Source organism: Virgibacillus byunsanensis, assembly GCF_042675965.1.
GTDB classification, from domain to species: Bacteria; Bacillota; Bacilli; order Bacillales; family Amphibacillaceae; genus Virgibacillus_R; species Virgibacillus_R byunsanensis.
On sequence record NZ_JBHTKJ010000026.1, the window covers coordinates 1 to 13549 of the forward strand.

At 36.6% G+C, this 13549-nt stretch carries 12 protein-coding genes, 1 pseudogene and 1 riboswitch; of the genes and pseudogenes, 1 reads left to right on the forward strand and 12 read right to left on the reverse strand.

Going from position 1 to position 13549, the window contains the following annotated elements:
• Positions 1-40: 40 nt before the first annotated feature.
• From ACFQ3N_RS10330 to ACFQ3N_RS20455, 12 genes and pseudogenes are all read right to left on the reverse strand, one after another.
• Positions 41-247, reverse strand: a complete 207-nt coding sequence (locus ACFQ3N_RS10330) for a hypothetical protein (protein WP_390362093.1) — start codon at positions 245-247, stop codon at positions 41-43.
• Positions 248-322: 75 nt separating this feature from the next.
• Entirely contained in the window at positions 323-637 is a 315-nt protein-coding gene (locus ACFQ3N_RS10335; RefSeq protein ID WP_390362095.1) for a DMT family transporter, read from the reverse strand.
• Positions 637-972, reverse strand: a complete 336-nt coding sequence (locus ACFQ3N_RS10340; protein WP_390362096.1) for a DMT family transporter — start codon at positions 970-972, stop codon at positions 637-639. Before ACFQ3N_RS10340 ends, ACFQ3N_RS10335 begins: the two co-directional genes overlap by 1 nt.
• A gap of 268 nt (positions 973-1240) precedes the next feature.
• Positions 1241-1332, reverse strand: a riboswitch (guanidine-I (ykkC/yxkD leader).
• Positions 1333-2202: 870 nt separating this feature from the next.
• Positions 2203-2373 (reverse strand): hypothetical protein, encoded by a 171-nt coding sequence (locus ACFQ3N_RS10345; protein ID WP_390362098.1) that lies wholly within the window; start codon positions 2371-2373, stop codon positions 2203-2205.
• Positions 2370-2852 (reverse strand): hypothetical protein, encoded by a 483-nt coding sequence (locus ACFQ3N_RS10350; RefSeq protein ID WP_390362100.1) that lies wholly within the window; start codon positions 2850-2852, stop codon positions 2370-2372. The genes ACFQ3N_RS10345 and ACFQ3N_RS10350 overlap by 4 nt, the downstream gene beginning before the upstream one ends.
• 157 nt (positions 2853-3009) lie before the next feature.
• Positions 3010-4293: a hemolysin family protein gene (locus ACFQ3N_RS10355; protein ID WP_390362102.1), complete on the reverse strand. Its 1284-nt coding sequence runs from the start codon at positions 4291-4293 to the stop codon at positions 3010-3012.
• 64 nt (positions 4294-4357) lie between these two features.
• Positions 4358-5860, reverse strand: a complete 1503-nt coding sequence (locus ACFQ3N_RS10360) for a BCCT family transporter (protein WP_390362297.1) — start codon at positions 5858-5860, stop codon at positions 4358-4360.
• Between the two features lie 133 nt (positions 5861-5993).
• A complete protein-coding gene (locus ACFQ3N_RS10365; RefSeq protein WP_390362104.1) occupies positions 5994-7205 on the reverse strand; it encodes an MFS transporter in 1212 nt (403 codons plus the stop codon).
• A 545-nt stretch (positions 7206-7750) separates the two neighbouring features.
• Complete coding sequence (locus tag ACFQ3N_RS10370; protein ID WP_390362106.1) at positions 7751-8338, reverse strand: nitroreductase family protein; 588 nt, start codon at positions 8336-8338, stop codon at positions 7751-7753.
• A gap of 150 nt (positions 8339-8488) precedes the next feature.
• On the reverse strand, positions 8489-9694 hold the full coding sequence (locus ACFQ3N_RS10375; RefSeq protein ID WP_390362108.1) for a C40 family peptidase: 1206 nt from the start codon (positions 9692-9694) through the stop codon (positions 8489-8491).
• Between the two features lie 254 nt (positions 9695-9948).
• Positions 9949-11226 carry an isocitrate lyase gene (aceA, locus tag ACFQ3N_RS10380; RefSeq protein WP_390362110.1) on the reverse strand — a complete coding sequence of 426 codons (1278 nt, stop codon included), beginning with the start codon at positions 11224-11226 and terminating at the stop codon, positions 9949-9951.
• A gap of 131 nt (positions 11227-11357) precedes the next feature.
• A pseudogene (locus ACFQ3N_RS20455) lies at positions 11358-11880 on the reverse strand (hypothetical protein); the annotation flags it as partial.
• Positions 11881-12399: 519 nt separating this feature from the next.
• Between ACFQ3N_RS20455 and ACFQ3N_RS10395 the strand changes: the two are divergent.
• Positions 12400-13416 carry an aromatic acid exporter family protein gene (locus tag ACFQ3N_RS10395; protein ID WP_390362114.1) on the forward strand — a complete coding sequence of 339 codons (1017 nt, stop codon included), beginning with the start codon at positions 12400-12402 and terminating at the stop codon, positions 13414-13416.
• Positions 13417-13549: the final 133 nt, after the last annotated feature.

Sequence of the window (13549 nt, forward strand, 5' to 3'; positions counted from 1 at the left end):
AGAAAGCAAAAAGTGCTTAGCTTTAATTTCAGTTTATGCCTTAACTTGGAAGTATGAATAATTCAGGATCATCTGCTTTTTCTAGATATTTCTCAAAGTTTCGTAATCCATTTTTGAAATGTATTTTCCATTCACCAGCCTGTTGTTCAGGGTCTGATGGGTCGGTATTTAAGTACATTGTAAAAACCTTATTGGCACCTTCTTTACGTACACTATCGAATTCCTTTATTTGTTCACATAAACCCATAAGATATCAGTCTCCCTTTACAGAATTTTGATTCTAGTAGACAGTATCCGATATCTAAACGTTATAAACATTCACCTAGGAAATTAACTTCAAACCAATAGCAGCAGAAAGTACCATGCCTATAAATAAAATTCGCTTCCATTCCCTTGATTCCCCATAAATAAGCATACCTACAACCGTACTTCCAATCGTCCCCATCCCTGTCCAAACTGCATACGCTGTACTCATTTGAATCGTTACCATGGCGATTGATAAAAAAATAAAACTAATAATAAAACCACCAAACAATACAAAAAATGAGGAAAAGCTCTTCTCCTTATTTACTTTATTAATCCCTATTACTCCCACTACTTCCCCTGCTCCGGCAATAAGTAAATAAAACCAATCCATTACGTACGTTCTCCTTCTGTAACCTCTGTGATTGTTTTTAAACCAACTACACCACAAAGCAATAATATAATTAACAATACTTTTATTAATTGGAAAGGTTCCCCAAATAAAGCAATATCCAAAATAACCGTACCCGCAGTTCCCATTCCAGTGAAAACAGCATACGTGGTACCTACAGGAAGTCGCCTTGATGCAATAATGAGTAAGTGCATACTAACATAAATAGCAATCGCAGTTAGTCCCCATGTCCACCAGTTAAAAGCATGTTTTAAACCGACTACCCAACCTACTTCAAAAAAACCTGCAAGAAAAACGATATACCAATCCTGTTTCATATATATCACTCCAATCCATTATTATATAACAAAAGCGCAAGCGCCCGTTTAGCGACGTATGGGCTGGACTTATCCGCATGAGATAAAGGAAACACGAAGAGCGTAAGCGATTCGATGTTGACTTATCGTAAGGAGGATCAGGAAGCCCACTAGTCGCTGGGCGCTGGAGCTGGACGTGGCTTAAGCAGTAAATAAATTATCCACAGACTCCTAATTTTATAATTTCCTAGACAATAAAAAAACCCGTGAGATTATCTATCCAACAGATATCTCCCGGGCTTTTATCCCTCCGTGTACACATTCGTGCGTTTTCTCTTGGACCAGTCCAACAAGTGTTGCGGAACCCTAGAAAACTTTGTAATTGAATTATATAGTCACTTACAGAAAGGCTGTTTTCGTAAAGATTGTTGCTTTTGTCACAATAGATATAAACTGCGACGTAACTTGATGTGACGGTTAACCTACCGCTACGGAAATACATTTCGCTTTCACCCATCCGGGTACAAGTGCGACATCTGCTTCGTTTCACTGCGCAGTGTCTTCTACCCGTGGGTGGCTGATGAGCCTCCTCGAGCTAACGCTCTCTGGGGTCTCAACTAGGAGGCTGTCCGACGAAGTGAAATTGCCGAATATTTATTCAAAATATGGTGGATTATACATTAATAATTCAGTGTGAATGCATATATATTCACAGAAATTATTCCGTCGGACAGCCTCCTAGGCCTCTGCTCCTCTGCTCCCACAGGAGTCTACGTGTTTTTCCTCCGCTGTTATTTCCGTTACTGTCGTGGGACTGTATCAGTATTAATAAAACACCTTACCAGTCAGGGTGAGCGGAGGGCGGTGACTCCTGCGGGAACAGCACGTGTCCGAAGACCCCGCAGAGTGGTTTTCTCGTGGAGGCTGAGGCCGTGCCCGCGGAAAGCATCCGCCCGTAGCGATCCCAGAAGGGGCCAATAGAAGTAAGCCTAAAGTTACGTCGCAGTCTACATCAACTATGAAGATAAAAAAGCAACAATGCTTGCGAAAACAGCCTACAGAAATAATCCATTTTTTACTGATTTATATTTCAAAATTAGTTTCCAGTTCTTTTAACTGTTCTTTCAAATCTCTTATTTCCTGATCACTTACATCGCTTTGTCCATATCTAACCTTTTGATAGACGTCAAAGTCCGCGTTTGCATTAATACGTTTTAACCATTCCTCAATAGTTTCAAAGGGATATCGTCCCTACTCGCTTTTACCTGCTTTAGTTTCAAATTGATAAACCATTTTGCGCACAGGATGATCAGGTTTGTTAAAATAACTTGCAAACATTCCCCTGATGGATCGCTTATCCCGTCTTGTTTTTTCATCTAGACCACCATATGATACAGCTTCACTATCTCCTGCATAATTCATTTGGTCGAATTTATTTTTAAAAACACGGATTGCAATGAACAGATAACCCCAATGATCAGGGTTAGGATACTCCAGTATATGATTGGTCCTATTATTTCCATTAATGAGGGGCCTAATTCGTCATAATTATCTTGTTCCCCTCCCCCAAGTGGAGAAGATTCTTGTTCTTGTCTTTCCCTTTCAATTGGTTCTATGAACTTTAGTAATTCACCTATTTTACTTGCTATAAACGTAAATACATAGGCAAAGCCTTCCCACACTTTTAAAAATATGTACCTCCCTATATCAAATAAAGGGAAAACGACCACAGAGCCAAAGGCAAAAAACAGAAGAATATAAAGCCATAATTTACGATCAAATTGTTTTCGCTCTTCCTGTTTAATCACTGCTAAATGACTACTTATATAACCAAATATTAATAGGATAAAGTGCATCATAGCATACAGAACAATTTGATAATCCTGGACTAGTAATATCAATGCTAATTTAATGCTTCTTTTGCTTGATTTATGTTATTCATTTATGTGCACCTTTCTCCTGTATAATTCGATAACTATTAGATAATTAACACTATTATTACACATTTGATATAAATAGAAAAGGACGAATCCTATGTGAATTCGCCCCTATTACATCTCATTTTCTTACAATTTTCACCTTTTTTATTTGATACCCGTCATTTTCTTCAACGATAAATTGATAGCCATCACGCTCAACAATTGAGCCTTTTTTCGAGTCTAAGTTCTTCGTAATAATCCAACCACCTATCGTATCTACCTCATCATCTTCAAGTTTAGTTCCAAACAGTTCGTTAACCTCATCGAGTAATACTTTGCCGTCTATTATAGTAATATCATCATTTATATTCTCAATCATAGGCTTTTCATTTGCATCAAATTCATCCCGAATTTCCCCAACGATCTCCTCTAATATATCTTCCACAGTTATAAGACCTGCTGTACCACCATATTCATCAATAACAATGGCCATGTGTATTCTCTCTTTCTGCATTTTCAACAAGACTTGTTTAATTGGTGTAACTTCTGAAACATGAAGGATTGGTCTAATATAAGGCTCAATCGAAACTTCTTCATTCGATACATGTCCTGTAAATAGCTCTTTTATATTTACTAATCCTACAATATGATCTTTGTCATTCTTAGCTACAGGATAACGTGTAAATTGATCCTCTTTTACAATGGTAATGTTTTCCCCAAACGAATCTTCCAAATAGAAGCAGATCATCTCTGTTCGAGGTATCATTATTTCTTTAGTCAACCGTTCATCAAATTCAAAGATCTTATTTACATATGTCATTTCCGAATGATTTATTTCACCACTTCTATAGCTCTCAGAAAGAATTAACCGCAGTTCTTCCTCTGAATGGGCAACTTCATGTTCTTGCACTGGTCGAAAGCCAAATAATCGGATAAATAAGCGAGCAGAACCATTCAATAACCATATAAATGGATACATAACCTTGTAAAATAAAATGAGTGGTTTTGCTAATAACAAGGTAACTGCTTCAGCCTTCTGAATTGCAATTGTTTTTGGAGCAAGTTCCCCGATGACAACATGTAAAAATGTAATTAGAATAAAGGCGATTCCAAAGGATAAAATGGAAGATACAGCAGCATTTAAACCAAGGTTATCAAACAATGGATGTAGTAACCTTTCCACGGTTGGTTCGCCTAACCAACCCAAACCTAATGCTGTAACCGTAATTCCTAACTGACATGCAGACAAATAAGCATCTAAGTTATCGGTTAACTTTTTAGCATACACTGCTTTTTTATTGCCTTCTTCTATTAAATGATTAATACGAGTTGTTCTTACCTTTACGATGGAAAATTCAGTTGCTACAAAGAAGGCTGTTAACAAGATTAAAAGAACAACTAAAAGTAAATTAATAACGACCAATTTTCTGCCCTTACATGATTGTCATGCAAGGAATTCACCCCCTTGGCCAATCCTAAGTTTATAGCTATTTCTGTTCTTTCTTCGCCTCAGGGTCTTTCTTTATCATCCGAATAAAGGCGACTACAATCAACAATAAAATCACTGTAAACGGAAGTGCGGATGTTAATGAAGCAGTCTGTAAGGCATCTAACCCGCCAGCAAGTAATAACACAACTGCTATAGCTGTTATTAATATGCCCCAAATCAATTTCACTACTAAAGCAGGATTCAAACTTCCCTTAGACGTCATACTTCCTAAAATATATGTTGCCGAATCAGCGGAAGTGACTAAGAACGTGAAAATTAAAAATATCGTTAACAATGATAATATATTGGAAAGCGGTAAATCACCATACGTTTCAAATAACGCAACTGCCATATCTTCATTTACTGCTTCAGCAATTTCTGTTCCAGCGTTTAAATCACTAAATATAGCCGTTCCTCCAAATGCCGCAATCCATAAGCATGCTATAACTGGTGGAACAATTAATACCCCAAAGACAAATTCACGAATCGTTCTTCCTTTAGAAACACGTGCAACGAAAGCACCAACAAATGGAGACCATGCTATTGCCCATGCCCAATAGAAAATTGTCCAATCACGGACCCATGTTTCACCGGAATATGGTGTTAAACGCAAACTATATTGAACAAAATTCGTAAAATAATCACCAAGTCCCAGGACAAACGTATTTAAAATAAATACGGTTGGTCCTGCTAGAAATACAAAGACTAGTAACAATAGGCATAACCCTAAGTTTAGATTACTTAACCATTTAATTCCTTTATTTAACCCCGTACTAGATGATAGTAAATAGGTTACAAGCATAACCCCTGCAATTGCTATTTGCACCCAAACTGTATTTGGTATATTAAATACATGTTTTAAACCACCATTCATTTGTAAAATACCAAGTCCTAATGAAGTTGCCACACCCATAACTGTTGCAATAACAGCCAAAGAGTCAATCGTATTACTGACACCCTTATTCATTCCAATTACAGGTTGAATGGACGTGGATATTAATCCTTTCCTATCTTTCTTGAATTGTAGATACGCAATAATAAGTCCAACAATCGCAAAAACAGACCATTGACTAACCCCCCAATGGAAAAAAGCATAACCCATTGCTATTCTTGCTGACTCCTCTGTTTGGGCTTCCAATCCTTCAAATGGAGTTGTGAAAAAGTGACTCATTGGTTCAGCAACACCCCAAAATACTAAACCGGCACCAAAACCAGCAGAAAAAAGCATACCAATCCATGTAAAAAATGGATATTCTGGGCGAGAATCTTTTGGACCAAGGCGAATTTTTCCATACTTAGTAATAGAAATACCAAATAAAAATAGGACAAATATAAAAACAGCTAGTAAGTAAAACCATCCAAAATTAATGGTTGTGAAATCAAACAATGCTTCAGCAACCTGCCCAAATCTTTCTGGTACTGATGCTCCTAAAATCACAATAAGTAAGATAATAATTGAAGATACATAAAATACTGGATTCTTATACGTATGTTTTTCCATATTGTTTCCTTTCTGCATTCTATTTTTGTTGCAGGAGATGAAGAAAATAGTTTAACAAATGTAATATTACCTTGATAGTCATTCATTAAACCTATTTTTTTGAAGATGATACATTTTTATACCAATTGGATACTTATATTAAATTATAGGATTTTTTGAATGTATATCGATTGTATATATACCATATCAATGCCAGTCCGGTCATAAGCGCACTTGCCATTATGTAGACTGTAATAAGATTAAAATACTGAATTACAACATATGACATAAATGGCCCTACTGCTGCTCCAACATCAATCACAATAGTGTGTGCGGTTATAACCTTGATCGAGTTAGAAGAATTTCCTGCTGTATTTGTTGCTAGTGTATCTGTTGTGGTAACAAACAAAGTTGACATTAACTGAAATAATAAAAGAGATACAATTAATAGAATAATTGACTGCAAGAATCCTAGTATAAGTAATAATAAGCCCCCACCTAATAGTGGAATATATAAAATTCTAATTTGGGATGATGCGATATCTAAACGTCTCCCTATAGCTGAAGCGATAAACGGATCCCACCCCCATCGAATCGCTTGTATTATACCTGCAATTGTTGCAGCACCAACGGTAAATTCCATGATCGTCCATTCATTACTATAATTATTATTAATTAATTGACTCAAAGTGGATGCAAATAAACCAAATACAACAAATCCCATTGTAAATCCAGTTGCAAGTACAAGCCAAATATATGTAGAAAAACCATTCACTTTTGTTCCAGTGGTTGGTTTAATTTCTGTATTAGGCTGTGACACAGGAACAAATAATACTACCATTGGAATCGCTAGTAAACCGAGTAATGCAAAAAGAGTAGTTACAAAAAACAATGATGTTTGATCAACCAGTAATCCACCACCTAGCATACCTACGAGGCCTCCAAGCCCCCACAAACCATTATACAAACCGACAAATTTCCCTCGATTCATTTGTTCAGTAAATTCTATAACTGTTAGATAACCACCTAATCGTAGTAGCGACCATGCTACACCCCAGAGCGCACGCATGAAAAACAGTAGCCAAAACTCCTTAACGACACCATATGAAAAAGTAGTAGAAATTGCGAGAAAAACAGCAATATACAACCCTGTTCTTAATTGAAAGTGCTTATAAAATAATCCTATTAGTGGATTAATAGGTAGACGGACAAAACGATTTACGGATAACAATACACCTATTTGCCATACGGCAGTTAAACCAAAATCCTCCCAATAAATTGGAAGCACTATAAATAACATCGAATCTCCCACAACAGACAATGCTGTTAAAAGCGCAATACCAATTACCCGTTTTCTCGCATTCATATGAAGTCATCCCTTTTTAAATAGCTAAGATTAGAATACTACCACAAAGTAATGGGTAGCACAAAACTTTTTTAAATTATTATGAAAAAAGGCTGTTTTCGTAATGCATAAATATTAAATGCGAGGTAACTGTCGCTCTGGAAGTACATTACGCGGGCGGCTGATGAGCTTCTTTATGCTAGTGCATTTTTAGAATCTCACCTATGCCTATCCTCCCGCAGCACGTGTCCGAACTCCTCGGAAGAAGCGTTCTTTGCTTCTGAGGAGGGCTGAGGCCGTGCCCACGCAAAACGAAGTGTTCTGCCGAAGCGGCTGTATACCACTCAATATTGGAAAAAGCAAATCCACGAATAAGTTAAGTATTAATTTATATCAACTATGCAGATAGAAAGCAACAGTGTGTGCTTAACAGCTTAGAAAACTTGGCATTCGCCAAGCCTTTATAGCGAATGGCCTAGTTGCACTTATGCAGATAAGGAAGTTTTATACTTTCTTACCTGCCAAAAAAGGATGACTTTCTTATTAAGAAAGTCATCCTACACCACTTACTTTTCTATAAAAATACCTTCTGAAATAAAACTTTCTACTTCATGTCGATCAGATGGTTTTTCGCGTTCCTGATATTGCTCCTTCAACTCGGCTGTTTCACCCTGGTACCCAACGGCAACGATCGCATGTATCATATAATTTTCAGGAATGTGTAATACTTTCTTAGCCTTTTCACGGTCAAAACCACCCATCGCGTGTGTAATTAGACCTTTTCGTATTGCTTCAAGTGCTAAGAATCCCCACGCTGCACCAGTATCAAAAGCATGAGTAGGATTATCTCCACCAAATCTAACTTCATCCATTTTAGACACAACCGCTACTAGTACAGGTGCTTTATCACACCATGCTACATTTCCATCATGAATAAAGGAAAGAAATTTATTTCGGTCTTCCGCAGATTGAGCAAAAATAAACCTCCATGGCTGAACATTAGCAGCAGAAGGTGCCCACCGTGCAGCTTCAAATATACTATTTAGATCCTCATCAGATACCTCTTTATCCTTAAACGATCGCGGTGACCACCGTTTTAAGTAAATAGGGTCAATATCATAAGACGCATTACGAAAATCTTTTACATTATTCATAAGATGACTTCCTCCTCTATTTCTCTACTCAATATTACTTAAAATAGTTGCTAAACTATTATACATCTATCACTTAACTATTTTAAAGTAAAAAAATCCACCCTGCACTAAATCAGGATGGATTTTATAAAATTATTTATTATATCAATTTTATCTTACACGACGTACATGACCTGCAAAGTGATTTTTCCAATAACCGCTTGTCATGTTAGCAACTGCAACTCCGGTAGAATTTTGTGCTCCTATAAAGTTCCCGTTACCAACATAAATTCCTACATGACCATTCGTCTTGTACGTGTTGAAGAAAACTAAATCACCAGGCTGGACGTTACTATACGATACTTTTGTACCAGTACTTTGCAACCCAGCTGTACTAGATGGTATAGAGTATCCACCTTGTGCAAATGCCCAAGAAACGAATCCAGAACAATCAAATCCACCTGGAGACTTACCAGCCCATACATATGGTGTGCCAAGATGATTGTAACCTACATTTATTGCTGTATTAAGATTTCCATTGCCTGAGACTCGTTGAACTGGCTTAGATGATACCTTATTACTTGTTTTACTACTTAACTGTGTAAGGTTTCCATCAGAATTTGTACCGCTCTCAGTAGTAGTAACACTTCTATTTATTTGCTCTTCAAGTGCGGCTAAATTACTATCTTTCACTTGTAATTCAGCTTTTAATTCTAGTAAGTTTCTCTCTTTTTTCTTTAATTCTTTCTTTTTATCTTCATTTTCTTCTTGTTGCTCTATAATTAATGCATTCATACCTTCAAGTTCTGATTTCATATCTTTTAATTCCGTAAGCTTCGTCATCACTTTATCCTGTTTCTCTTCCAATACTGCTTTATCTTCTTCTTGCTTTTCCATCAATCTTGTATCAGAGTCAGCTATTTTTGTAACAGCTGTTACACGACTGATAAAATCACCAAAGCTTGCTGAACCAAACAATACGTCTAAAAACCCTATATTACCTCCACTTTTTTGATAGGATTTAACACGACCCTTTAAAATATCGAAACGTATTTCGATAACCTCTTCTAATTCACTAATCTCATCTTCTAGAAGGGAAACTTCTTCTTCCGTATTCGTTAAATCTTCTTCGGTAGTAGCAATCATTTCTCTATTTTGAACTAAAGCTTCATCCACTCGTTCAATTTCATCATTTAATTCTTTTAGCTCCATTAAAACATCCGCAATTTTAGCTTCTGCATCTGATAAATCAGCTTTGATAGATGAACGTTCATCTTGGATTTCACCGATTGTTTCTGCTTGTACAGCATCACTTAAAAACACACCGCTTAAACCAACTACTGTAACAGTTGTTAAGGCTACTAAATATTTCTTCAATTCTGATTCCCCGCTCCCGCTTCCACCGCAAATGAATATGTATTTTTCTCGTTACCAGGTCATTTGTCATAGTGGTTTATATTTTTATATGTATCTCTCTAGTTAATCTATTAATATACTATTAGGTAATTAGTAGTATAACATCTAAAAATGACATGCATGTAATAGGGATATTACAATTATATTTCAAAAACAAACAAAAACACCCTTCATTCTACCTAAAGAGTGTTTTTGTTAACGATTGCAAATTTTACTTATCTAGTAAATTGTTCCTCTTCCGTAGACCCCTTTAATGCACCTGTTGAAGAATTTCCACCTGATATCACCTGAGCAACTTCATCAAAATAGCCAGTTCCCACTTCTCGTTGATGACGCGTTGCACTATAACCAAATTGCTCATTGGCAAATTCTGCTTGCTGCAACTCGGAATATGCAGCCATCCCTTCATCCTTATATTTTCTGGCAAGCTCAAACATACTGTGATTCAGTGCATGAAAACCAGCTAGTGTAACAAACTGGAACTTATAGCCCATTTTTCCAAGTTCTTGTTGAAAACCTGCAATCTCTTTGTCAGATAATTTCCGTTTCCAATTGAAGGATGGCGAACAATTATATGCTAGTAATTTATTCGGATACTTCTTGTGGATTGCGTCTGCAAATAATTGCGCCTCCTTAAGATTTGGTTCAGACGTTTCACACCAGACAAGATCTGCATAAGGAGCATACGCTAAACCACGAGCGATAGCCTGATCGATTCCAGATTTTGTTTTAAAAAATCCCTCAGCAGTACGCTCACCTGTAATAAATGCTGCATCGTATGGATCTATGTCACTTGTTATTAAGTCAGCGGCATTTGCATCTGTTCTTGCAATAATTAACGTTGATGTCCCCATTACATCTGCAGCAAAGCGAGCCGATATAAGATTTCGTACTGCTGTCTGTGTTGGCAATAATACTTTACCGCCTAAGTGTCCACACTTCTTCTCAGAAGAAAGCTGGTCTTCAAAGTGTACAGCGGAAGCACCTGCTTCAATCATTGCTTTCATTAATTCAAATACGTTCAGTTGTCCGCCAAAACCTGCCTCTGCATCTGCAACTATAGGAGCAAACCAATCGATTGAATCTTTACCTTCAGCAAAGTGAATTTGATCTGCGCGTTGTAATGCCTGATTAATTCGTTTTACAACATCAGGTACACTATTGACTGGATACAAACTTTGATCCGGGTACATGTGACCGGCTACATTCGCATCAGCTGCAACCTGCCAGCCACTTAAGTAAATTGCTTTTAATCCTGCCTTTACTTGTTGAACTGCTTGGTTACCTGTCAGTGCTCCTAACGCATTCACGTAATCCTCATCTTTAAGTAAATCCCACAGTTTTTCAGCACCTTTTTTGGCAATGGTGTACTCAATATCAATTGACCCTCTCAGCCTTACCACATCATTAGGAGTGTATGGACGTTCAACCCCAACCCAACGCATTTTATTTTCCCATTCGTTTATTAAATTCTCTATACGTGCTTGATCCATGCTTATTTTCCTCCTTTTAATAATTGCTCATATGCTGGCAATGTTAAAAATTTAGTGAAGCGCTCTTCTGACACAAGTTCTCTTAAAAATCTGAGCAGCTTGCTGAAAGTGTTTTTCTTGGTTATCCTTCCATCCAGATGCCAGCCCCTCGGTCTGACCATCAAAACAGCAACCTCATCATATAATGTATAGCTCTTTCCATTATCTTCCTGAAAATCTATTTCTCTACGTATTGTGTCCATTAGGTTAATTTGACCGTTTATAATATTTTTCCAAGTAGGAGAGGTGGCATCCTCAAAATCCTCCATAAACACTTTTGCCCTGGAATTTAGGGCATTAATAATCATCTTTCTATCAACAGGGCCCGTAATTTCTACTCTTCTATCTTGCAGGTCTTTCGGTAAAGTCCAAATTGACCACTCCTTTTCCCGGACATTTTTCATTTCAGGTTAGAAAACTTGGCATTCGCCAAGCCTTTATAGCGAATGGCCTAGTTGCACTTATGCAGATAAGGAAGTTTTATACTTTCTTACCTGCTAAAAAACCAGGCTTTTTCCCATCGTCTATCCTAGACTGCAGTTTATACCTAAAATTCAGAAGTGTTTTTCTTCGGTCATTAAAGCGCTTATGAAGTTTAATAAGAAATTGAAAGGCTTCTTTCAGTTAACACGATCTCAACCCTAGGAAGCAGTTTACCTGAAAGATGAACTCCCTGATCAGCATTTACATATCTCTTTGATTGTTATAATACAATTATTTTTTTGCATATGTTGTTATATAACAACATATGCAAAAAAATTACTCTACCTGTTTTGATAAACAATACTCACATTCTAACGTAAGGCTTCGTTCATCAACTTTTTTTCCACACTCCGGACAAATCGCAGTATCATTTAGCTTCAAGTTACCCCTCCTCTTATATAACAGTTTATTAATTATTGTTATTGTTATAATACAGTCTATGTGTAGTTCTCAAAAAAAGCAACTCTTTTTTTGAAATTTTCAATTTAACTATTCCAAAAATGCTCTCTAACCCCGACACAATACCACTTAAAAATAAAAAAAATATCCTGTCAAAATAATTATGACAGGAAAAATAGTTGCATCGTTACACAGACAATATATGATAGGTATTAAGTAGTTTTGCGAGTAAGCGTCTGGAGGTCTAAAGTCTTGAAGAAATTTCACATTACTGGTAGCCGTGTTATTAAAACGGGTGTGGCCATATTTATCACCGCATTGTTGTGTGAGTTGTTAAATTGGCCACCAGTATTTGCAGTAATTACAGCCATTGTAACGATAGAACCAACTGTTTCGGATTCCATTAAGAAAGGAATGGTTCGTTTTCCGGCATCGGCTATTGGTTCTGCTTATGCTGTATTGTTTATATCACTTTTTGGAGATTCACCTATAACGTACACACTTTCTGCTGTTTTTACAATTGCAACTTGCTACCGGCTTAAATTACATGCTGGTCTACTTGTAGCAACCCTAACTGCTGTTGCAATGATTGAAGTAATACATAGCAATTATCTTATTTCATTTTTTATCCGTTTAGGAACAACAACAATCGGTCTGGTCGTATCAACCGTTGTAAACATGTTTGTGCTTCCACCTGATTATACAAATGACATCGTAAAGAACATTCAAAACATAGCCGGACGAACAGGAATAGTTATCGAAAAAGTATTTAAGGATATTTTAGAAGATAAACATGAGAGACATGCAAATGAACAATTGTTAGTCGACCAACTGGATAAAACAATTCATCAGACAGATACGTTAATCCGTTTTCAAAAAGATGAATCTAAATTCCATCCTTTAGTAGGTGTTGAGAAATATCAGTTTCAACATGCGCAGGATCAATTAATAAGACTTAGGTTGATCCATTATCACCTGGATACGTTAATTAACACTCCATTACAAACAACGTCATGGTCTAAAGAGGATCGAGAAATTATTCTTAAAGCTATTACAGAATTAACTCACTCATTACAAGAACCATCTTCTTATGATCAATTGACACATCAGCGTCAACTAAATTTTATTACAGAGATTCTTTGGGATGATGACGGGGAAATCACCAAGAAAAACAAAGCGCATCCAACCAATTTTTCTCCTGAGTTAATTATTTTGTATGAACTTGTAAATATATACAACCTAGTAGATAAATTTTATAAAGAATATTAGAAAAATTGGCTTATCGTTAAAGGGATTCTTAGTAAGCGTACTTTGCTTTCTTAGAGTCACTTATGCTCTGGAGTGCAAGCCTTTATGGCGAAATCCTTAGTTGCACTTATGCAGATAGGAAAGTTTTATACTT